Annotated in this window: 24 protein-coding genes; 5 read left to right on the top strand and 19 right to left on the bottom strand. The window is 58.6% G+C overall.

Features of this window, described 5'->3' with window-relative positions; all coding sequences use genetic code 11:
* The first annotated feature begins 132 nt into the window (after positions 1-132).
* Positions 133-567 carry a hypothetical protein gene (locus tag A7P95_RS09655; protein WP_082890793.1) on the top strand — a complete coding sequence of 145 codons (435 nt, stop codon included), beginning with the start codon at positions 133-135 and terminating at the stop codon, positions 565-567.
* A gap of 200 nt (positions 568-767) precedes the next feature.
* On the opposite strand, the gene A7P95_RS09650 is transcribed toward A7P95_RS09655, so the two are convergent.
* From A7P95_RS09650 to A7P95_RS09640, 3 genes are read right to left on the bottom strand one after another with little or no spacing between them, the layout of a single operon-like run.
* Positions 768-1,673: a LysR family transcriptional regulator gene (locus tag A7P95_RS09650; protein ID WP_067594607.1), complete on the bottom strand. Its 906-nt coding sequence runs from the start codon at positions 1,671-1,673 to the stop codon at positions 768-770.
* A gap of 6 nt (positions 1,674-1,679) precedes the next feature.
* Positions 1,680-1,982 carry a hypothetical protein gene (locus tag A7P95_RS09645; RefSeq protein WP_067594604.1) on the bottom strand — a complete coding sequence of 101 codons (303 nt, stop codon included), beginning with the start codon at positions 1,980-1,982 and terminating at the stop codon, positions 1,680-1,682.
* Positions 1,983-1,985: 3 nt separating this feature from the next.
* A complete protein-coding gene (locus tag A7P95_RS09640; RefSeq protein WP_067594601.1) occupies positions 1,986-2,396 on the bottom strand; it encodes a DUF2251 domain-containing protein in 411 nt (136 codons plus the stop codon).
* A 125-nt stretch (positions 2,397-2,521) separates the two neighbouring features.
* Between A7P95_RS09640 and A7P95_RS09635 the strand changes: the two genes are divergently transcribed.
* On the top strand, positions 2,522-3,181 hold the full coding sequence (locus tag A7P95_RS09635) for an NAD(P)-dependent oxidoreductase (protein WP_067594599.1): 660 nt from the start codon (positions 2,522-2,524) through the stop codon (positions 3,179-3,181).
* A gap of 161 nt (positions 3,182-3,342) precedes the next feature.
* Here the strand turns inward: A7P95_RS09635 and A7P95_RS09630 are convergent, their stop codons facing one another.
* From A7P95_RS09630 to A7P95_RS09580, 11 genes are all read right to left on the bottom strand, one after another.
* Positions 3,343-3,873 (bottom strand): hypothetical protein, encoded by a 531-nt coding sequence (locus A7P95_RS09630; protein ID WP_067594596.1) that lies wholly within the window; start codon positions 3,871-3,873, stop codon positions 3,343-3,345.
* A 66-nt stretch (positions 3,874-3,939) separates the two neighbouring features.
* Positions 3,940-4,608, bottom strand: a complete 669-nt coding sequence (locus A7P95_RS09625) for a hypothetical protein (RefSeq protein WP_067594592.1) — start codon at positions 4,606-4,608, stop codon at positions 3,940-3,942.
* A 151-nt stretch (positions 4,609-4,759) separates the two neighbouring features.
* Complete coding sequence (locus A7P95_RS09620) at positions 4,760-5,119, bottom strand: hypothetical protein (protein ID WP_067594588.1); 360 nt, start codon at positions 5,117-5,119, stop codon at positions 4,760-4,762.
* A 194-nt stretch (positions 5,120-5,313) separates the two neighbouring features.
* Positions 5,314-6,411: a 5-methyltetrahydropteroyltriglutamate--homocysteine S-methyltransferase gene (locus tag A7P95_RS09615; RefSeq protein WP_067594586.1), complete on the bottom strand. Its 1,098-nt coding sequence runs from the start codon at positions 6,409-6,411 to the stop codon at positions 5,314-5,316.
* 283 nt (positions 6,412-6,694) lie between these two features.
* A complete protein-coding gene (locus A7P95_RS09610; RefSeq protein ID WP_067594583.1) occupies positions 6,695-7,543 on the bottom strand; it encodes an ABC transporter ATP-binding protein in 849 nt (282 codons plus the stop codon).
* A complete protein-coding gene (locus A7P95_RS09605; RefSeq protein ID WP_067594580.1) occupies positions 7,533-8,393 on the bottom strand; it encodes an SDR family oxidoreductase in 861 nt (286 codons plus the stop codon). The genes A7P95_RS09610 and A7P95_RS09605 overlap by 11 nt, the downstream gene beginning before the upstream one ends.
* A 116-nt stretch (positions 8,394-8,509) precedes the next feature.
* Entirely contained in the window at positions 8,510-9,463 is a 954-nt protein-coding gene (locus A7P95_RS09600) for a zinc-binding dehydrogenase (RefSeq protein ID WP_067594577.1), read from the bottom strand.
* 42 nt (positions 9,464-9,505) lie between these two features.
* On the bottom strand, positions 9,506-10,033 hold the full coding sequence (locus tag A7P95_RS09595) for a DinB family protein (protein ID WP_067594574.1): 528 nt from the start codon (positions 10,031-10,033) through the stop codon (positions 9,506-9,508).
* A 144-nt stretch (positions 10,034-10,177) separates the two neighbouring features.
* Positions 10,178-11,704, bottom strand: a complete 1,527-nt coding sequence (locus A7P95_RS09590; RefSeq protein WP_067594571.1) for an ABC transporter permease/substrate-binding protein — start codon at positions 11,702-11,704, stop codon at positions 10,178-10,180.
* Between the two features lie 281 nt (positions 11,705-11,985).
* Positions 11,986-14,154: a heavy metal translocating P-type ATPase gene (locus A7P95_RS09585; RefSeq protein WP_067594568.1), complete on the bottom strand. Its 2,169-nt coding sequence runs from the start codon at positions 14,152-14,154 to the stop codon at positions 11,986-11,988.
* Between the two features lie 214 nt (positions 14,155-14,368).
* Positions 14,369-14,578 (bottom strand): heavy-metal-associated domain-containing protein, encoded by a 210-nt coding sequence (locus A7P95_RS09580; RefSeq protein WP_067594565.1) that lies wholly within the window; start codon positions 14,576-14,578, stop codon positions 14,369-14,371.
* Positions 14,579-14,686: 108 nt separating this feature from the next.
* Between A7P95_RS09580 and cueR the strand changes: the two genes are divergently transcribed.
* A complete protein-coding gene (gene cueR / locus A7P95_RS09575; protein WP_067594562.1) occupies positions 14,687-15,079 on the top strand; it encodes a Cu(I)-responsive transcriptional regulator in 393 nt (130 codons plus the stop codon).
* Between the two features lie 162 nt (positions 15,080-15,241).
* Here the strand turns inward: cueR and A7P95_RS11265 are convergent, their stop codons facing one another.
* Positions 15,242-16,336 carry a porin gene (locus tag A7P95_RS11265; RefSeq protein ID WP_082890791.1) on the bottom strand — a complete coding sequence of 365 codons (1,095 nt, stop codon included), beginning with the start codon at positions 16,334-16,336 and terminating at the stop codon, positions 15,242-15,244.
* A 372-nt stretch (positions 16,337-16,708) separates the two neighbouring features.
* On the opposite strand from A7P95_RS11265, the gene A7P95_RS09565 reads away from it, so the two are divergent.
* Both A7P95_RS09565 and A7P95_RS09560 read left to right on the top strand, forming a co-directional pair.
* Positions 16,709-17,683 carry a PhoH family protein gene (locus A7P95_RS09565; RefSeq protein ID WP_067594557.1) on the top strand — a complete coding sequence of 325 codons (975 nt, stop codon included), beginning with the start codon at positions 16,709-16,711 and terminating at the stop codon, positions 17,681-17,683.
* Positions 17,684-17,781: 98 nt separating this feature from the next.
* A complete protein-coding gene (locus A7P95_RS09560; protein ID WP_067594554.1) occupies positions 17,782-18,372 on the top strand; it encodes an LURP-one-related/scramblase family protein in 591 nt (196 codons plus the stop codon).
* 124 nt (positions 18,373-18,496) lie between these two features.
* Here the strand turns inward: A7P95_RS09560 and gcvH are convergent, their stop codons facing one another.
* The 4 genes from gcvH to A7P95_RS09540 form a co-directional block, all read right to left on the bottom strand.
* Positions 18,497-18,883 carry a glycine cleavage system protein GcvH gene (gene gcvH, locus A7P95_RS09555; RefSeq protein WP_067594551.1) on the bottom strand — a complete coding sequence of 129 codons (387 nt, stop codon included), beginning with the start codon at positions 18,881-18,883 and terminating at the stop codon, positions 18,497-18,499.
* A 194-nt stretch (positions 18,884-19,077) separates the two neighbouring features.
* Positions 19,078-19,269 carry a YqaE/Pmp3 family membrane protein gene (locus A7P95_RS09550; RefSeq protein ID WP_067594548.1) on the bottom strand — a complete coding sequence of 64 codons (192 nt, stop codon included), beginning with the start codon at positions 19,267-19,269 and terminating at the stop codon, positions 19,078-19,080.
* Positions 19,270-19,341: 72 nt separating this feature from the next.
* Positions 19,342-20,178: a hypothetical protein gene (locus A7P95_RS09545; protein WP_067594545.1), complete on the bottom strand. Its 837-nt coding sequence runs from the start codon at positions 20,176-20,178 to the stop codon at positions 19,342-19,344.
* 54 nt (positions 20,179-20,232) lie between these two features.
* Complete coding sequence (locus A7P95_RS09540; RefSeq protein WP_067594542.1) at positions 20,233-20,892, bottom strand: DUF8095 domain-containing protein; 660 nt, start codon at positions 20,890-20,892, stop codon at positions 20,233-20,235.
* Between the last annotated feature and the right edge of the window lie 69 nt (positions 20,893-20,961).

Below are 20,961 nucleotides of genomic sequence, written 5' to 3'. Positions count from 1 at the left end.
GATGATTTCCCCATAGTTTATAGCGAACCAACTTAACTTTCGCTACGGCGTTAGCTCGCCTTGCCGTACTCCTGTACTGCCTGCGGCTCGCTGCCTAGTATCGAAAGCCAATTTGATTCGCTATAGGAGAGAATGATGAAAAAATTAGCCTGTTTGCTGCTGTTGGGCCTGGGCTGCCTGCCCGCTTATGCGCTGGATGCGCAAGACCAGGGCGACTATGTGATTCTGCACAGCCAAACCCAGCAGCCCACCGGCATGCAGATGCGCTTTTATTTGCAGGGGCGGCAGTGGATGATGGACGGCCGTCAGCTGCCGGAAGCCCGCTGGGAGCCGGTGTGCCGCGGCACGGGCGAATGCCGGCTGGCGGCTGCTTCGGCGAGCGATGTGGCGCAATGGAAAGCCACCCTGCCCGCATCTTGGCAGGCGCACCGCTTCAGCTGCATCAAAAACCAGGCGCTGGGCTTCTGCCACGTGGAAGACCGCAACCACCCTGGCCGCCGCGCCTATTGGATGTTTGCGCTGGTGAACGGCTATCCGCAGGCGATGATGGTGAACCGTTTGCGCTAGGCTGATGGGCGGTATCGAAAGGCTACCTGAAAATGTTTCGGCATTTTTCAGGTAGCCTTTCTGTTGTTGGGCAGGCCGGAAGGCTTTGCCTTGCGCGGCAGGGGATAAGGTTTCAGGTAGCCTTGGCACTGCGCTTGGGGCTACCTGAAAAATATCGCGTATTGCGGGCTGCCTGTATTGTCCGTGCCGAAGCTGATTTTTCAGGTAGCCTTTGCGGCGGCGGCGGTCGGCTCGGCGAAGCTTTCCTGCAAAATGCGCAGCACGGCGGCGATGCGGGCGGATTGGATGCGGTGCGGGGTAACGGCGTGGATGGCGATGGCGGGCAGCTGCCATTCGGGCAACACGATTTGCAGGCTGCCGCGCTGCACGGCGCCGGCGGCTTCGCCTTCGATGATGAGGGCAAGGCCGAGGCCGGCTTCGCACAGGCCTTGCACGGCGGCGATGTGGTTGCAGCTTAAGCCGCTGCGGATGCTGAGCAGGTGGCGCTCGCGGCCGCGGGCAAGCTCGAAGTGCGGCGGCTGGTGGTATACCCATTGGTGGGCGTCGAGGCGGGCGGGGTGGGTGAGGGGCGGGGCGGTTTTCAGGTAGCCGGGAGCGGCGCAGATGCGCCACGGCCATTCGGCGAGCTTGCGGGCGATGAGGTCGGGGGCGTCGAGGGCGTGTTCGCCGCCGCGCAGGGCGATGTCGATGCCGCCTTCGCGCAGGTCGGCCAGGGCTTCGCCCAATTGCAGCTCGATTTGCAGGGCGGGGTGTTCGCGGGCGATGCGCAGCAGGGCGCGGCGGAAGGCGGCGGCGTTGGCTAGGCCGGTGGGCGCGGCAAGGCGCACGCTGCCGGCAATGTCGGTTTTGAGGGCGGAGAGTGCGAGACGGGTGTCTTGCATGGTGGCGAGCAGGCGGCGGCAATGGCCGGCGAGCGCCTGGCCGGCGTCGGTGGGGGCAAGGCGGCGGGTGCTGCGGTGCAATAGCTTCACGCCGTGCAGTTTTTCCAGCCGCCTGATGTGCTGGCTCACGGCGGAGGGGGTCATGCCCAGCGCTTGGGCGGCGGCGTTCATGCTGCCGTGTTCGAGCACGGCGGCGAAGGCGAGGAGGGGTTTGAGGTCGTCCATAACAGTTTATTTAAACAAGTTTTTTGTATTCACCGTATAAGCGCTGCCTTCAAATACGCGTATTTCAAACTCGAGCCGTGTGCATATGCTTTCCAAGGGGCGGCGTTTTTTGGCGCTGAGCGTGAGGCTGTCTTGCTCTACGGCGAGCTCGACATTTTTGATGTTTTCCTCCCGCAAGATGCGGCGGATGATTTTGGCCAGCTCGTGACCGGTTTGGGCGTGTTGCGAGAAAAAGCAGTGTTCGTGGCCGCCTAAACCGGCAAACGACAGGCTGAAACGGTTGCCTGCTTGAACAATTTGATTGTGCATGATTTATACGCCCAGCAGCCGGTCGAGTAGCTCGTCGGTGAGCAGGCGGTTGGGCTCGCGCAGCCAGCTGCCGTAGGGCTCGGGGAAGGCGTTGCGGCAGTAGCCGGCGTGGGCGGCGAAGTCGAACACGGCGTGGATATAGCCGTTGATGTCGAGGGCGGCAAGGCCGAGGTCTTCGCTCCACAGAATGCTGATTTCGGAGGGGATATGGCGGTCGGCCACGTCTTCCACGTCATAAATGTGCAGGGCGTCGAGGATGCCTTCTTCTTGGTGCACGGCGTAGAAATAGCCGGTGCCGCAGTCGTCTTCAAACACCACGCCGTAGGGGCTTTGCTGGAAAAAGGATTCCAGCACCAGCTCTTGGCCGGGGGTGAAGGTTTGCGGCTCGCGGCCGAGATACAGGGTTTTGGGCATGGCACATCTCCGATTGTTTAGCTGGGCTTCACAGAGTAAACAGCTTTGGGCGGATTATCAAGCGCGGCGGCTGCACTTACAATGCGCCGCATCGTGATTGATTGATTCAACGTAAGGAGCTAAATATGAAATTCGCTGTGATTGGTGCCACCGGATATGTGGGCAACGCTGTGGTGCGCGAGCTGGCCTCGCGCGGGCATGAGGTAACTGCGTTTGCACGCAACACAGGCAAGGTGTTTGCCGCGCCGAACGTGAAGGCGGTGCAGGCCGATGTGCTGGCTGCCGATTTTGCCGAGCGCCTGGTCGGCTTCGATGCGGTGGTGAGCGCGTTCAATCCGGGCTGGGCCAACCCGAACATCGGCCGCGATTTCACCGCCGGCTATGCGGCGATTTTGGCGGCGGCCAAGGCGGCGAAGGTGCCTTATCTTTTGGCCGTGGGCGGCGCGGGCAGCCTGTTTGTGGCGCCCGGCGTGCAGCTGATCGACACGCCCGTGTTCCCGAAAGAGATTTTCGACGGGGCAAACGCGGCGCGCAACCTGCTGAACGATTTGCAGGCTAAGCACGCTGATGTGAACTGGGCGATGGTGTCGCCGCCCGCCTGCCTCGGCGCAGACGGCGGCTTCAGCGAAGAGCGCACCGGGCAATACCGCCTGGGCGGCAACGAGCTTTTGATGGCGGGCGAGGCGCCGGCCGGCATCAGCGTGGCCGATTTGGCGGTGGCGATGGCCGATGATGTGGAGAAGAAAGCGCATTTGCACCAGCGGTTTACCGTGGCATCGGTGTAAACGCGGCGGAATGGTGGAAAGGCTACCTGAAAATTTTCAGGTAGCCTTTTGTGTGTTTGAGGCTACCTGAAAGTGCTGGCTGCCATGTAGTGAAAATATAACGCGGTGAGGTTGAGGCGAGATTTTTCAGGTAGCCTTTTTGTGCGGGAGAGGGCGGGCGCTTATTGCCCGTGTTTTTCGTGCAGCTGGCGGATTTCGTTTTGGAGCCATTTGTGCCAATCGGGGCGCAGGCGGCAGAGGGCTTCGCTCCAATAGAGGCAGTCCCGGGCGATGCCGCGCGCGGCTGGGGTGTTGCGGGCGAACATTCGGGCAACGAAGGGCTCGAGCGTTTCTGCGCTGTGCCGCATGCCGCCGTGGTCGCCGTAGGTGCGGCAGGTTTCGGGGTGGAGTACGTCGAGTAGGGCTTCGATTTCGGGCTGGAGGGCGAGCCATGAGCCGTTGTCGTCGTCGAGGAGGAGCACGTCGTGCAGCCACCATTTGATGTTTTCCAAGCCTTGGAAGCGCGGGTCGTGCCAGAGCAGGCGCAGGGCGGCGAGCTGTGCTTCGGTTGCCAGCGTGCCTTGCGGGTTGTGGTGGTCGAACAGCCAGACGAGCTCGTAGAGGGCGCGGTTACGCTTTTTCTCGGGCAGGGCGAGCAGGATGTCGCGCACTTGCTCGGGTGTGTGCCATTGGGGGAGGGGGAGTTGGGTCATGGGCGGGGTTTATCTTTGGTGTGTCGGGCGCGGCAATGTTGGGTTGGGGGCGTTTTCAGGTAGCCTTTAATGGTGGGGGACGAAGCGGCTGCCGTTGAAGCGGTAGCGGAGGCGGTGTTGGGTGGGGGTGTGCGTGTGGGGGCTGATGTGGGGCTGGCTGATGGTGTGGCTGCCGGGGTCGTAGAAGAAGTAGTTGTTGGCGTGGCGGCCGCGGTAGCGGAAGTGCAGGCGGTGGGTGGGCTCGGCATCGGGGGTGGTTTGGATGAGGGGCAGGGGCTGGAATTGCTCGGCGGCGAAGTGGAATAGGTGGAGGGATTTTTCGGTGTGTTCGCCTGCGCTGTGTTCGGCGAGGAGGAGGTAGGCGTTGCCGTGCGGGGGGAGACGGGCGGTGTGCAGGCGTTCGATTTGGCCTGCGGGGATGAGGGCGGGGTGGATTTGGGTGTGGCCGCCGGGGCTGCGGGATTGGAGCAGGGTGTGGCGGCTGCCTTGGTGTGCCCAGGAGAAGCTGCGCAGGCGGCCGTCTTGGCTGGTGTGGAGGATGAGGCCGGCGGCGCGGGCTTTGGGGAATCGGCAGGACCAGGATTCGGGGTTTTGCAGGTAGGCGCTGAGGCTGGGGGCGGGGTCGAGCCCGGCGGTGAGGCTGGCGGCGGTGTGGGCGTCGGCTTGGGCGGCGCGGCGGGCGCGCAGGGGGGTGGCGAGCAGGGTTTGCAGGGCGATGAGGGCGTGGCAGAGCATGGCGGCGGGTTTTGTTGGGGGGAGGTGTTTTAATGTCGTTGCAGCTTACGTTTTCAGGTGGCCTTTAGGGGGTGGGAAGGCTACCTGAAAAGGTGGCTTTCATGAGCTTTCTGCGGGGATAAAATGGGTTTGGCGATTGCTTTGGCTTGGGCTAGACGATGCCGTCTTCGCGGTTGTATTCGATCATGTCGTTCACGGCTTGGGCGAGCCATGCCCAGCAGGCGGGGAATTCTTGGCGCTGCTCCCAGCCGGGGCGGGCGAAGTCGTGGATGAGCTGGACTTTGCCGCCTTTGCCGATTTCGAAGCAGGCGGTGTCGTCGCAGTCTCCGCGTTTGGCGAAGGGGATGAGCTGCCGCTCGGGATAGCGGGTTTGCAGGCCTTGGTGCAGTGCGGCGGCCCAGTCGGCGTCGAGGAGGTGCCAAATGTCGAAATCAATTAGCTTCAGCTCGATTATTTTTTTAAACGATTCGGGGTATTGGAAGGAGGGAATGTTGAGCATATAGCTTTTCATGGATTGGCTCCTTATGCGGGGCTACCTGAAAATCAGGATGGCGGGAAGGCGGCTTATTTTTCAGGTAGCCTTTGGCACGGCGGATGAAGGCTACCTGAAAATGTGGGCTTCAACAAAGTTTCTGCCCGGCAAAATATCCGCATCGGCCGGGGCGCAAAAAACAGCAGGGCGAGCCTGCTGTTTTGGTGTGCGCATCAGTCTTCGCCCCACACTTCTTTGGCGATTTCTTCCACCAGCCGCACTTTCGCCCACTGCTGCGCTTCGGTCATGATGTTGCCTTCCTCGGTGGAGGCAAAACCGCATTGCGGGCTCAAGGCCAGTTGTTCCAGCGGCACGATTTGGGCGGCTTCGGCAATGCGCGCTTTCACGGCGGCTTTGTCTTCCAGCTCGGGGAATTTGGAAGTAATCAAGCCCAGCACGATGCGGCCTTTGTGCGGGTTGTCGTTGAAATATTTCAGGGGCTCGAAGCCGCCGCTGCGCTCGTTGTCGTATTCGAGGAAATAGCCGTCATACGCGGTTTTGCCGAACAAATCGGGAGCCACGGGGTCGTAGGCGCCGCTCAAAAGGTAGGACGATTTGTAGTTGCCGCGGCAAACGTGGGTGGTGATGGTCATGCCGGCGGGTTTGTCGGCCAGAATGGCCTGCACGTTTTCCAGCGCGTAGCGTTTGCTGTCTTCAAAATCGAAATCGGGCTTGCCGTAGTTGTTGCACAGCGTGCCCCAATACACGTCGTCGATTTGCAGGTAGCGGCAGCCGGCGTCATAAAAGGCGCGGATGGCATCTTTGTAGGTTTGGCGCACGTCTTCGGCAAAGGCCTGTTTGCTTTCATACACGCCGGTATCCCAAATAAACGGATACATCAGTTGGTTGGGGCTGGGGATGGTGTATTTCACAATGCCGCGCCCGCCCACGATTTTTTCAAGCGATTGATAATGTTGGATAAACGGGTGGTTTGGATTCCACGATACTTTGCCGTTGCAGCGGGTGTTGTATTTGCGGACTTCGGTGTCTTTGAAGGCGTAGGCCTGCTCGGGGATGAATCCTTCGATGCCGTTGAGGTTTTCGAGAAAGTCGATGTGCCACCACGAGCGGCGGAATTCACCATCGGTGATGATTTGGATGCCGGCATCAAGCTGGTCTTGCACCAGTTTGGCGATTTCTTGGTCTTCCACGCGGGTAAGCGCTTCGCGGCTGATTTTGCCTGCGGCAAAGTCGGCGCGGGCTTGTTTGAGCGCGGCGGTGCGCAGATAGCTGCCGACGGTGTCGGCGTGCAGGGGGAGGGTTTTGCTCATGGGATGTCCTTTTTGAAGAGGGAAGGGGAAGGCGTAATGCTAACGGGTGGGGGCGGGGTTGTGCAAATCGGCGGAAGGGTTGGTCTGTGCGGGAGCCGGTTTCAGGTAGCCTGGGTGGGCGGGGAAGGCTACCTGAAAAAAGGCTTGGCGTTTTGTTGGCGCTTTGTTTCATTCCGTTGAGGCGGGTGTTTCAGGTAGCCTTTGGGGAAACAGGCTACCTGAAAACGGGTTGCTGCGCAGTGAAAAATATTGGGCAAGCCCAAGCCGCAGTTTCAGGTAGCCTTCAGCGCCCGCCGCCCTGTTCCAAATATGCCCGCACCCGCGCTTTGCCGTTGGCATCCAAATTGAGGTAGCGTTCGATAACGGCTTCGGCGGAATCGGCAGGCTGTTGCGCCGCCGCGCCGAAGAGGGAGCGGACGTAGCTGTCGGCAGGGGTGTTTCGGATTTGGTCGGGCGTGCCGACCTGCACGAGCCTGCCTTCGTGCATGACGCCGATGCGGCAGGCGAGTTTGGCGGCTTCGTTCATGTCGTGGGTAACGAAGACGATGGTCGTGCCGAGTTTTTTGTGAATCAGGGATACGGTTTCCTGAAGGGAGGCGCGGGCGAGCGGGTCGAGGGCGGAGAAGGGTTCGTCCATCAGGAGGATGTCGGGTTTGGCGGCGATGGCGCGAAGGATGCCGATACGCTGCTGTTCGCCGCCGGAGAGTTCGTGCGGGTAGCGGTCGAGGTAGGTGTCGGGCGGCATTCTGACCAGCTCGAGCAGTTCGTTGGCGCGGGCGGTGCGCTGCGGTTTGCTCCAGCCCAAGATGTCGGGCATCAGCTCGATATTCTGCCGCACGGTCATGGTGGGGAACAGGGCGATTTGCTGCAAGACGTAGCCGATTCGGTGGCGCAGGGGGCGGATATCGTAGTCTTTGATGCGCCTGCCGTTGAAATAGACGTCGCCGTCGGTCGGCTCGGTCAGCGCGTTAATCATGCGCAATGTGGTGGATTTGCCGCTGCCGCTGCCGCCGACCAAGACGAAAAATTCGCCTTGATAAATGGTAAGGTTGAGATTGCTGACGGCGGCGCGGTTTTCGTAGAGCTTGCTGACGTTTTTGAACTCTATCAGCGGGATGCGTTCAGGCTGCATAAATTTCCTTTGCGGTTTCGGCAAAGCTGCGCGGCGCGTGTCCCAACAGTCGGCTAAGGTCGTCTGAAACGGCGGCAAGCTCGCCTTGGGCAATGGCGGTGTAGGTGGAAACCCAGGCTTCGATTTGCCAGTCGGGTGTGTCGGGGTAGTCGCGGCGGCGGTTGGCGAAGGCTTCTTCCACGGTTTCGTTGCGGTAACGGTGCGGTTTACCGGTGATTTCGGTTAAGGCGGCGGCGATTTCGGCGAAGTTTAAGGATTGGGAGCCGGTCAGGGTGTAGGTTTGGTTGTCGTGTTGCCCGCTGCCGCGCACGATGTCGGCGATGACGTTTGCCGCCGCTTGGGCGACGTCGCGCTGTGAAACGCAGGCAACGCGCCCGTCGGCGGCGGGGCCGGCAATCGTGCCGCCGGCATCGGCAATGGTTGCCATCATTTCGCTGTAAAAATTGTCGCGCAGGAAGGTGTGGCGCATGGCGGTTTGCCGGATTGCTTCTTCGGTAACAGCATGGGTGCGCGCCAGCGTGAAGGTGCTGTGCGGGCTTGCGCCTGCAAACGAGAGGTACACCAAATGCCCCACGCCCGCATCTGCGGCGGCGCGGACCAAGGTCAAATGCTCCTGCTCGCGCGTCGGGCTTTCGGCGGCGGACACCATAAACAATACGTCAGTGCCGTCCAATGCCTGTTTGGCAAGGGCGTAATCGCCGTAGGCAAAGCGGCGCGCTTCGCAGTCGGGCAGGTCGGGGGCTTTGGCGGGGTTACGCAAGGGAAGGACAAGCGGCAGTCCGAGTGCGCTCAAATGGCGGGCGACCATGCCGCCGATATTGCCGCTTGCGCCGGTGATGGCGATGTTCATGGGGTTTTCCTTGTGTGATGGAACGGATAGATAAAGGCTACCTGAAAAAAGGGGTTTTGGGGAGGGAGGGTTGGAGGCGGTTTTCAGACGACATTTTCAGGCAGCAGGCAGCAGGTTCATCCGTTCACCACCACCACTTTTCCAAACCCTTCCGCGCTTTGCAGGAAGCGGTGCGCTTCGGGGACTTGTTCCAGCGTGAATACGCGTTCAATCAAAATTTTCACGTCAAACCGGCGGATATGCTCAAAAAGCGCGTCCAGCTTGGCTTGCGACACATTGCCCGAATAAAACGCGGTGAGATAGCTGTTGTTTTTGAGTTCCATAATCGGGTCAAAATCGTTCACGCCCCAGACGTTGCCGAGCTGCCCCGTGTTGCAGACGATGCCGTATTCGTTGATGTGGGCGAAAGAATCGCGCAGGGTTGCCGGCCCTACCAGTTCCAAAATTTTGTCGTAGCTTTGGTCGGTTTGCAGCCTGCCGTCTGTTTCGATAACGGTTTCGTCGAATCCGACCGCCAGCAAACGGGCGGATTTGGCAGGATGGCGCGTCGAGCCGTGCAACACGGTATGCGGAAACTGCGCTTTGAGCAATCGGGCAAACGCCACGCCCACGCCGCTTCCTGCGCCGCGTACCAGCACGCGGTCTTGCGGCGCGATGCGAAGCTGCTGCAACGAACCGAACGCGGTGTAGTAGGTTTCGGGAATCGCGGCGAGGGTCGTCCAGTCCAAATCGGTGCGGACGGGGTAAATCTGCTCGTTGGGCAGCAAAACGTATTCGGCGTAGCTGCCGTCAAAAGCACGCCCCATTTCGCCCATAATGGAAACCGCCTTCTGCCCGACCGCCAGCGCGGGCGTGGAACTCTGCACCACTTCGCCCACGCATTCGATGCCTAAAATGCGCGGGAACTGCACGGACGGCGATTTGCCTTCGCGCGTGAAAATTTCGGAATGGTTGATGCCGAAGCCTTTGATTTTCAACAACGACCAGCCGTCTTTGATTTCAGGCAGCGGCACGTCTTGGTAAACCAGTTGCTCCGGCCCGCCGGCTTGGCGGATGACGATGGCTTTCATGGCGATTCCTTTTCTATGGGATGGGTGGGCAGGGTAATCCGTTTAATCGCTCAAACCCAGCAGCCGTCTGGCGTAAAACACCTGCCCCGAGTGCATGACCGCGTCGTCGATGATAGAAACCAAACGCACACCGCGAGTAACGGGCGGTGTCCAGTTTTCGTCCACGATGTCGTCGAGTTCGGTTTCGCGCAGTTTGGCGATATAGGCCGCCGCTGCGTCGGTGGCGGCTTTCAGGTAGCCCAGCAGTGTGCCGGTGTTGCCGGTGCGGATGCGTTGCGCCTGTTCGAGCGTGTGCCGCCAGTCTTGCTCGTCGTCGGCTACAGCGAAGGGGAAGCGGTCTTTCCAGCCTTGGCTGTGCCACAGCGGGGAGGTGCCGTTTAGGGCGGCAATCTGGAAATCCAGCTCGCGGGCGGTGTGCCACGCCAGCCATGCCATCGATTTGATTTGCGGCGCGCTGCCTGCGGCGGGAAAGGCGTTCGCCTGCTCTGCGCTCACGCCGTCAAAAGCGCGGACGAAGCGTTCGTAGGCGCGGTTGCAGGTATCAACCAGTAAATTGGGATAGGTGGTCATGTGAGACTCCTTGAATGGGCTTGGATGGAGTGATTTTCCGGCAGGCCGGACGCAACAGGCTACCTGAAAAACGGATTGGGTATTTTTAGCCTCGCAGAAACTCCGCTTTCTTCGGAAGCTCCGTTTTCAGGCAGTCCGGCTTGATTACCTTGCGCCGCCGATCAAGCCGTTTCTTTGCAAATAATCCCGCGCCACGTCGGCAGGTGTTTCGCCGCCGACTTTCACGCGGTAGTTCATTTCAATCATTTCTGCTTCGCTGATTCTGCCTGCCAGTTTGTCCAATGCGTTTACGATGTCGGAATGTTGTTCTGCAAACCCGGTTTTCATCAGCGGCGCGCCTTGGTAGGTGGGGAAGAGGGAGATGTCGTCTGAAAGTACGGCGAGGCGGTATTGGCGCAGTTCGCTGTCGGTGGAATAGGCTTCGATGAGGTCGATTTTGCCGTTGGCAAGCGCGGTGTAGCGCAGGGCGGGTTCGAGCGTGGAGAGGCGGGGGAAGCGTATGCCGTGCTGTTGCAGCCCTTTGTAGCCGTCGGCGCGGTCGGCAAATTCGAGGGTGAAGCCTGTGCGGATTTGGTTTTGCACGCGTTTGAGGTCGGATATTTTGTTCAGACTGTGCGCGGCGGCGTAGTCTTGGCGCACGGCAAGGGCGTAGGTGTTTTGGTATGCCATAGGCGGCAGCAGGGTCAGGTTGAACTGCTGCGCGAGCAGGGTTCGGGCGGCTTGGTAGGTCTGTTCGGGGGAAAGGCGGCGGTTTTGCTCTTCGGCGGGAACTTTAACCAGACTCTCGAGGACTGTACCCGTGAACTCGGGATAGATGTCGATTTCGCCGCTGTTTAGGGCGTTGAACAGGAACGAGGTTTTGCCGAAATTGGGTTTGAGCTCGACTTGGATGCGCGGATTGTTTTCTTCAATCAATTGTTTGTACATATTGATGAGGATGTCGGGTTCGCTGCCGAGCTTGCCTGCGATGGTGATTTTTTGTGCGGACGGGGTCGTCTGAAACATCGGGGCGAAGCCGAGTGCAATCATGAGGGCGAGCAGGACGGCGGTAATCGGCAGCCTGCGTTTGGATTTTTGCAGTATGCCGATCAGTCCGCTGACGGATACGGCGAGCAGGGCTGAGAGCAGCGCGCCGGTGAAGGTCATCGCCATGTTGTTGCGGTCTATGCCGAGCAGTATCAATTTGCCCAAACCGCCCGCGCCGATGAGGGCGGCGAGCGTTGCCGTGCCGACTATCATGACGGACGCGGTGCGTATGCCGGAAATCATGGCGGGCAGCGCCATCGGCAGCTCGATGCGCCACAATGCCTGCCAACGCGACAGGCCGAACGCGGTATGCGCTTCTTTGACGGCGGGGTCGATTTGGCTCAAGCCCAGATAGGTGTTCTGGAAAATCGGCAAGAGGGCGTAGAGCGTCAGCGCAATCAAAACCGGCGGCGAACCGATGCCGACAAAGGGAATCAGCAGACCGAGCAGGGCAAGCGACGGGATGGTTTGCAGGATATTGGTGATTTGCAAAACGCCTTCCGCCCAACGCCGCCGGTTTGCCAGCCATACCGCAGGCGGCACGGCAAGCGCAACGGCGCAAAGCAGGGAAATCAGGGAGAGGCGGAGGTGTTCGAGCGTCGCCTGCCAAAGCTCGGCGGGCGGAACGGGGAGAAAATCGGGCATAAGAGTTTGATAATATTGGAAAGCGGGTGTAGGCAGTATAACAGAAAGGCTACCTGAAAAACGGCCGGGCTTTGGGCTGCTGCGTCGGAGCGGCATTTATAGTGGATGAACAAAAACCAGTACGGCGTTGCCTCACCTTGCCGTACTGCCTGTACTGTCCGCGGCTTCGTCGCCTTGTCCTGATTTTTATTCATCCACTATACATAAAAACCGCTCCGTCCGTTTAACTCCGTTTAAGCCCATGCTTTCAGACGACCTCTTCCTCCATCCAGCCCAACATATCAGTCAATCTTCACCCGTTTCAACCTTAAAGCATTGCCCAACACGGAAACCGAGCTTGCCGCCATTGCCGCGCCTGCGATGACGGGGTTTAGGAAGCCGAGTGCGGCGAGCGGGATACCCAAGATATTGTAGAAGAAGGCGAAAAACAGGTTTTGCTTGATGTTTTTCAAAGTCGCCTGCGACACCAGCAGCGCGTCGGCGAGCTGGTTGACCGAATGCTGCATCAGCGTGGCGGAGGCGGTGTGTTCGGCAACGTCCGCGCCGCCTTTCATGGCGAAGCTGACGTTGGCGGCGGCAAGCGCGGGCGCGTCGTTGATGCCGTCTCCGACCATTGCCACGGTTTTGCCTGCGGCTTTGAGTTTCTGCACTTCGGCGGCCTTGTCGCGCGGACTCATGTTGCCGAAGGCGTGTTCTATGTCCAGTTGTTTGGCGACGTATCCGACCGTGCCTTGGTTGTCGCCGCTCATGATGTACACGTCGATATGATGTTTTTTCAGACGACGTATGGCTTCGGCGGTGTCGGTTTTCAACGCGTCGGCGAGTGCGAACGCGCCTGCGGGTTTGCCGTCAACAGATACGGCGACGATGGTGGCGATGTTCCAAACGTCGTCTGAAAGGTTTTCAGGTAGCCTTAATTCGGCAAAATCAAGTTTGCCCGCTTTTACCAAACCTATCCCTTCAACTTCGGCGGCAATGCCTGCGCCGACAACGGTTTGCGCGTTTTGTGCGGCGGGAATGTCCAAACCGCGCGCTTGGGCGGCGGAGACGATGGCGCGGGCGAGCGGGTGGGCGGCGGTCTGTTCGACGGCGGCGGCGGTGCGGAACAAAGCGTCTTCGTCCAAACCGCCCTCGGGTGCGAGCCAGACGGCGGCGACTTGCGGTTTGCCCTCGGTCAGCGTGCCGGTTTTGTCCAACACGACGGCATCGACGTGGGCAGCTTCTTCCATCGCCGCCGCGTCTTTAAACCAAATGCCGTGTTTCACTGCTTTGCCCATGCCGACCATAATCGCAGCGGGCGTTGCCAAACCGAGCGCGCACGGACAGGCAATCACCAGCACGGCAACGGCGTGCATCAGCGCGACCGTCCAATCGCCTTTCACCAGCCAAGTGGCAATGAAAGTCAGAAGCGCGATGCCCACGACGGACGGCACGAACACCGCCGCCGCCTTGTCCGCCACACGCGCAATCGGGGCTTTGCTGCCCTGCGCTTCGGACAGCGCGTTCATCATGTCGCCGAGCAGGGTTTGGCTGCCGAGCTGCGTGGCACGGTACACCACGCTGCCTTCGGTCATCAGCGCGCCCGCCAACACTTTGCCGCCCGCTTTTTTCTCTTCGGGATTGGATTCGCCGGTGAGGTGGCTCTCGTCTGCCCAGCCGCTGCCGCTTTCGATGATGCCATCGGCAGCGATACGTTCGCCGTGGTTGGCGCGGATAAGGTTGCCGATTTGCACTTGGTCGATGGGCAGCTGTTTCCACCCGCCTTCACGCTGCACGTTCACTTGCGCGGGCGTGAGTTTCAACATCAAAGACAGGCTGTTTAAGCTGGATTTTTTGGTGCGGTGTTCCAAAAACTTGCCCAGCGACACAAACCCGATGACCATCACGCCCGCTTCAAAATAAACGTGCGCCATGCCGCTGTGCCCCATCGCGCGGTGGTGGAACAGCATATAGACGGAATACAGGTAAATCGACACCGTGCCGACGGTAACGAGTACGTCCATATTCGCCAGCCCGCCCTTAATGCTCGCCCACGCGCTTTTGTAAAACGGCACGGCAAGCCAAAGCTGCACCACACTTGCCAGCACAAACTGCCACAACGGCGGCAGCATCCAATCGTGCCGACCGACCATCATCCCCGCCATACCGATAAGGAACGGAATATTGATGGCAAACAGAAGCCACAGCCGCCAGCCTATATGTACGGCTTCTTCGGCTTGCGGCAGCGCATCTTCCGTCTTCTCCTTCGCACCGTAACCCGTCTTCTCGATGATTTTGGCGATGTCGGCGGCGGAAGTTTTGCTGCCGTCAAACACGACCTGCGCCTCCTCGCTGGCGAAATTCACACCCGCCGATTCGACAAAATCCTTCTTATTCAATACCTTTTCAATGCGCGAAGCACAAGCCTGACAGGTCATGCCTTCGATTTGGAAACGGACTTTTTGTTGCATGGCGTTTGGCCTCTTGTGTGTGGTGGAGGCTACCTGAAAAACAGTTGGGCTGTTTGAGATTGGGCGAAGCTGGCGTTTCAACGAAATTCGCCCCGCTCATTTTAACTCCGTTGCAGCGCAGGTTTTAGCTTCGCAGAAACTCGGCTGCGCTGCGTTTTAGCTTCGCAGAAACTTCGCTGCGCTGCGTTTTCAGGTAGCCTTGGGTGCGGCAGGCTTACAGAGCCGCATCGTAGCCGCCGTCTTCCACGGCTTCAATCAGCGCGGCGGCATTGGTTTTCGCCGGATCAAACTCGATAACGGCGTTTTGCTTTTCCAGGCTCACCTCGGCTTTGGCCACGCCTTCGGTGTTTTCCAGAATGCGGGTAACGCTTTTCACGCAGCCGCCGCAGCTCATGCCGCCGATGTTGAGGGTAAGAGTTTGCATGGGGATTCCTTTCTATTTTTCAGGTAGCCTCAAACGATGGAATGCGGGCTTGTTTTCCCGCCGTGTGCCGCCACTATAAAGCTTCACCCCGAGTAAAGGTCAAGCGCCATGATGAACATTAGCCAAGCCGCTGCCGCCAGCGGCCTTTCCGCCAAACAAATCCGCGATTATGAAACACACGGGCTGCTCACGCCTGCCGAGCGCAGCGAAGCGGGCTACCGCCGCTACAATCAGGCAAACCTTGCCCGCCTGCGCTTTATCCGCCATGCACGCGAAGTGGGCTTTTCGCTGCCGCAAATCGGCCGACTGCTGCAGTTGCAAGACAATCCGCAACGTACCAGCCGCGAAGTGAAGGCGCTCACCGCCCAACACATCTCCGAGCTGGAAGCGCAAATCGGCAAACTGCAAAACATGGTGGCCGAGCTGCAACGCTGGCACGATGCCTGCGCCGGCAGCGATTGCCCGGAATGCGCGATTCTGGCGGGGCTGGAGGAAAGCTAGGCACTGCCGGCGGAATGGAAAAAGGCTACCTGAAAACGCAACGCAGTGAAGTTTCTGCGAAGCTAAATTTTCAGGTAGCCTTTTTGATGTTGCCAACAGCATAGAAAAAGGCTTGCCGAAGCAAGCCTTTTCGTTGGGTTACTAGACTAAGCTAGCCACAAATTAGAATTTGTGTACCAAGCCAGTACCAATGCCCCAAGAGTTCAAGTGTTCAGCGTCAGAGTTGACTTTGTCGCGCAACCAGCCTACAGATACCAAACCGGTAGTGCGGCGAGAGAAGGCGTAGTCAGCGCCAACGATGGCTTGCAGGTAGCGGGCGCCATCAGTACCTCTAAAGTTGGTATCAGCACGACCGTAAGCTACAGTAATCTTCGGTGTAACGGCACCGAAAGTGTAAGCTGCGGAAATTTGAGCCTCTTTGGTTTTAGCGTCAACTTCATTGCCCGCAGAGATAGCGATATCGTAGGGATCTGGGTTGACAGTAGGATCATTAAAGCTCGGGTTTACGTTTTTACCGTATTGGAAGGCACCGGCAACATACAGGTTGTTTGCATCATAGCCAACGCTCAGGTTGTGTACATGAACATCCTTCTGGTCGCCAGAAGCACCAGCAGCGCGGCGGGCATATTCAACAGCGTAACGACCGAAGAAGCCGCTGTTTTTGTAGCCCAAGCCCAAACCGAATACCGGTCTGCCGTCTTCGGTAGTGGTGTCGCCACCATGGGCGTTTTTACCGGGGGTCAGCTGGAAGCCGAAATCAAAGCCGCCGAAATCAGGAGAATGGTAGTTCAAGCTGGCACGGCGTTTACCGAAGCGGCCATAACGACTCAAGCCCAAATAGTTGCTGTTGTATTCCCAGTTGTCTTGGGCGTCAAGGGTTTCTTTCAGGGGAGAGGTTACATGACCCAGTTTGAAGGTACCGAAGCCGCCTTCCAAGCCGATGAAGGTGTCGCGTTTGCTGCTGTCAGAGCCGCTACCTTTATCAGCCAGATTAACTCGGTTTTCTACCTGCCAAATAACTTTCAGGTTGCCACCGAGGTCTTCCGAACCCTTGAAGCCGATGTAGCTGCTGTAGTCTACTACGCTCCAAGAATTCTTCTGGTAGTTTTCTGCGGAGCCGGCGGGCCCTTGATTTTTGCTTTGAGCACCGTCACGAGTAAATTCAACACCGCCACGGATTTTACCGTACAGAATCACTTCTGCAGAAGCGGCAACCGGCAAGGAAACCAATGCTAATGCAATCAGGGTTTTTTTCATGCTGCATTCCTTTATCTATGTCTAAACTAAAAAATACACACTTAAAAAAGAAACTTGTCTTTCTTTCTAAGCTCTCACGCAATCGCCGCATTAGCGATTTCATGGCTGCAATATAATTGTTTGGCGGCAAAAAAACAAATCCAATCGCAGGCAAAAGGGCAGATATGGGCGAAAGTGTATGCTTCATGCAACAATGTATCGCGGTGGCGGCGGGCGATTTCGGCTGCACGGCGCTTGCCGCTTTCAGGTAGCCTTTTATGCCACAAAAAGGGATTTGCCCCGCTGCGCGATACGGCCTATCATCTTATTAATTCTATGTGTTCCGGCTGCCCGGCAGGGCTGGGTGGCGGCTTAAACGAAGACTGGGAGCTTATGAGCCATACTGTACATTTGAAGTTTGACGACATCGACAACGCGGTTTTGCAGCGGCTGTGCGGGCCGCTGGAGGAAAACCTGGAAATGCTGGGCAAGGCGCTGTCGGTGGAAATCGGGCGGCGTTTTGCCGAATTCACCTTTATCGGCGCCAATGCCCACGCGGCGCGGCAGGCGCTGCTGAAGCTGGCGGATATTGCCGAGCGGCGCGATTTGGATAACGGCGACATCCAGCTGGCGGCGGTGGAAGCCAAAACCGCCGATGCGGAGTTTGTGCCGCAGAGCGAGCCGGGGCACCAATATTTCCTGCAAACGCGGCGCGGCAAGCTGGGCGGGCGCACGCCGCGCCAAAACGGCTATATCCGCGCCCTTTTAAACCACGATATCGTGTTCGGCCTCGGCCCGGCGGGCACAGGCAAGACTTATCTGGCCGTGGCGGCGGCGGTGGATGCCATGGGCAAGCACGAGGTGGAACGCATTGTGCTGGTGCGCCCTGCGGTGGAGGCGGGCGAGAAACTCGGCTTCCTGCCGGGCGATTTGGCGCAGAAAGTGGATCCCTACCTGCGCCCGCTGTATGACGCGCTGTATGACTTGATGGGCTTCGACCGCGTAACCAAGCTGTTGGAAAAGGGCACGATTGAGATTGCGCCGCTGGCCTATATGCGCGGGCGCACGCTCAACGGCGCCTATGTGATTCTGGACGAGGCGCAAAACACCACGCCCGAGCAGATGAAGATGTTTCTCACGCGCATCGGCTTCGGCGCCAAGGCGGCGATTACCGGCGACATCAGCCAAATTGACCTGCCGCGCAACATCAAATCCGGCCTGAAAGACGCGCGCGAGAAGCTGCAAGGCATCGAAGGCATTTATTTCCACACCTTTACCAGCGAAGACGTGGTGCGGCATCCGCTGGTGCAGAAGATTGTGGATGCTTACGATGCGGCAGATGCGGCGCGGGAAAGTGAAGAGGCTTAAGGCAGGTTTTCAGGTAGCCTGTTGCGGCATTAGGGCTACCTGAAAATGGTTTGACAGGTTTTTCAGGTAGCCCGAGTTATATATAGGAGAAGAATAGGATGCAGAATATCCGTTTCCCTTTGCGTTTTCATTTTAAGATTTTCACGCCGTCCAACGATTTCAGCGTGCTGGATGAGGGCGGGCAGGAGATTGCCTACACGCGCCAGAAGATTTTCAAGCTGAAGGAAGAAGTGGAGATTTTTCGCAGTGCGGATCGGTGCGAGCGGCTGTACCGCATCTGTGCCGACCGCATCATCGATTTCAACGCCTGCTATCGGATTTTCGGCGAAAACGGCGCGGAGCTGGGCTCGGTGCGGCGCGACGGGATGCGCTCGCTGTGGCGCGTGCGCTACCGGATTTTCGGCGCAGACGGGCAGCCGCTCTACCAAATCCAGGAGAAAAACCCGTGGATTGCGTTTTGGGACGGGCTGGTGGGCGAGATTCCGCTGATTGGCGCGCTCAGCGGCTATATTCTTAATCCGAGCTATGAGATTACCGATGCTTCGGGGCAGCAGGTGTATCTGCTGAAGAAAGAGCCTTCGCTGGTGGAGCGGCGTTTCAGCTTGGAGAAAACGGGCACGGCGGCGCATGATGAATTGGTGGTGTTGTCGCTAATGATGCTGATGCTGCTGGAGCGCTCGAACGGCTAGGGCGTGCAGGAGGCGGGCATGGCAAACCCGCCGGCCAAGCAAAAAGGCTACCTGAAAAATTTTAGCTTCGCAGAAACTTCGCTGCGCTGCGTTTTCAGGTAGCCTTTTTGTGTAACGCGGGCGGTTAGCCGAGCTCGGCGGCGTATTGCTCGGCGTTCATCAGGCCGTCTAAATCAGCGGGGTTGGCGGGTTTGAGGCGGAAGAACCAGCCTTCGCCATAGGGGTCGCTGTTTACGGTTTCGGGGGCGTCGGGCAGGCCTTCATTCACAGCCACCACTTCGCCGGCGATGGGGGAATACACATCAGACGCGGCTTTCACGGATTCCAGCGCGCCGGCTTGGTCTTCGGCGGCCAGGGTGGCGCCCACTTCGGGCAGCTCGACGAATACGATTTCGCCCAGCAGCTCTTGCGCGTGGTCGGTTACGCCAACGGTTACGCTGCCATCGGCTTCGAGGCGCAGCCATTCGTGGCTGGCGACATATTTGAGTTCGGCGGGGATGTTGTTGCTCATGGTTTTTCTCCGTAGTTAGAGGGTGGGAATGGTTAGGGTCATTCACATTATACAGGGTTTGCCTGTATGGGGTTTGCGCTGGCGCAAGGCTACCTGAAAAATCGGGCGGCCTGCGCGGCAAATTTGTTGTTGTGTGTGTGAATTGTTTGGGCTTTCGGAAGGGCTGCGTTTGGATTTGCAGTTTTCAGGTAGCCTCAACGCTCTTGCAGGGCGCGGCGGATTTTCTGGTCGGTTTTGTATTGGCTCAGGGCATACACCGACCAGATGGCGGCGGGCAGCCAGCCGATGATGGTGAGTTGCAGAATCAGGCAAATGGTGCCGGCAAACGGCCTGCCGATGGTGAAGAATTGCAGCCAGGGCAGGAGCAGGGCGAGGATAAGGCGCATGGTGGTTCCTTTCTTGATGCGGGTGGGTAAGGGGTTGGTTATGTTGAAGCTAATGTTTTCAGGTAGCCTAAATTATTGTTGCCGGACTTGCAAGGCGCGTTCGAGGGCTTGGCGCCTTTCGGCAGGCCAGCTGGCGGTATGCTGTTCTACCAGGGCTTTGATTTGCGGGTATTGCTGCATATTGGAGGCAAGCGACCAGCGGGCGGCGCCGTAGGTTAGGATGTTTTCGGCATCTTGCTGGGTGGGGTTGGCCGGTTTCTCGTCGAGCAGCTTGGTGTTGTCGGCCACATAATCGACGATGCGGTAGATGTATTCGGGCTGGCCGGTGGCATAGAAGCTTGCCCAGTGGATGTCGAGGGTTGCCGGCGCGAAGTTCAGGCTTAGGAAGTTTTCTGCGGTGGGGACGGGTCTAATCAATACTTCCCTGTATTCGGGCGGCAGTTCAAGCTGGCCTAGGCACTTGCCGCTATCCGGCGTACCGGAGAGTTTGAATATCAGGATGAGCTGATTATTGGGGTGTTGCTGCCGCAACTCCTGACACCACGCCATGGTTTGATCCGGATGTGTGGCCAAGATTTGCGCTGCCCAAACGGAGAAGTTGTTGAACGGGCCGGGCTTGGCTCCGGGCGTGGTCATGATTGGGTCGTTCAGTCCTTGATGCAGGATGGCGAGCGCACGTTTCAAACCGGGGTCGGGCGTTTGGTAATACACGGGCACGGCATCTTTCCACGAGCCTTCCAGCGCAACGGGTGCGGCGGCGGTTGGTGCCTCGGCAACAGGCGCGGGAGCGGAAGCGGCGGCAGGCGCGGAGGCGGCAGCAGTTGGCGTGCTTGGGCTGTTGTCCTGCGGCGAGCAGGCGGCCAAGCCGAATACGGCGAACAATAATGAAATCAGCAGGTTTTGGCGCATGGTGGGGAGCCTTTGCAAAATAGCGGAATCGGTTTTCAGGTAGCCTCTATGTTGTTATGGGCAGATGCCGACGGCAAGCAGCTCGTTTAAGCGGGCATGGTGTACTTTCGCGGCCTCGGCGATGCCGGCTTGGTTTTGGCGCCATTGTGTTTTGATGTTGTCCGGTATGCCGGTGGCGGCGGAAAAATCAAGCGTGGCAGACTGCACGGAGCGGTTGGCCGGGTTTTTCGCTGCTACGCCGCTACTGCGGAAGACAAAGCGGTTTTGGTTTTGATGCCTGCCTTGGTAGTACATATTGTCGGCAATTTTCACGGCCACGCCTTTGCTGCGGTAGTCAGTGCAAATGCCGTGTGTGGCGCGGACATGGTTTACTTCAATCGTGCCGGCATTTTTGCTGAACACATACGCCGTGAAGCTTTTGGCGTTGGCTAAGGCTTTCAGGTTTTCGGCGCGGCTGTTGCCTGCGTGGTCGCGGATAGCGATGCTCAAATCTGCATTCATGCGCACGATGTTGAGCGAAAATTGGTTGCTGATGGTAACTTCGCCGGCGATTTTGCCGTCGCCGCCATAGGCGGTCATAAAGGAAGCGGTGTGCAGCCGACCGTTTGTGTCGGAAAAGGGGATAGGCTGGGTATCGCCACTGCCAGCCAGCCCGGCGCAGCCTGTTAGGGCAAGGCAGAAGAATAGGGCTGCTGGTTTGAATTGGGATGTCATGGATGCGGTTTCCGTGGTGGGAAGCTGCTTTTTATTTTCAGGTAGCCTCTATGCCCGATTGGGCATCAG

Origin of the sequence: Eikenella longinqua, from assembly GCF_001648355.1 — a bacterium.
GTDB lineage: Bacteria > Pseudomonadota > Gammaproteobacteria > Burkholderiales > Neisseriaceae > Eikenella > Eikenella longinqua.
Note: the sequence above shows the minus strand (reverse complement) of the source record. Positions and strands in the feature narration are given on the sequence as shown.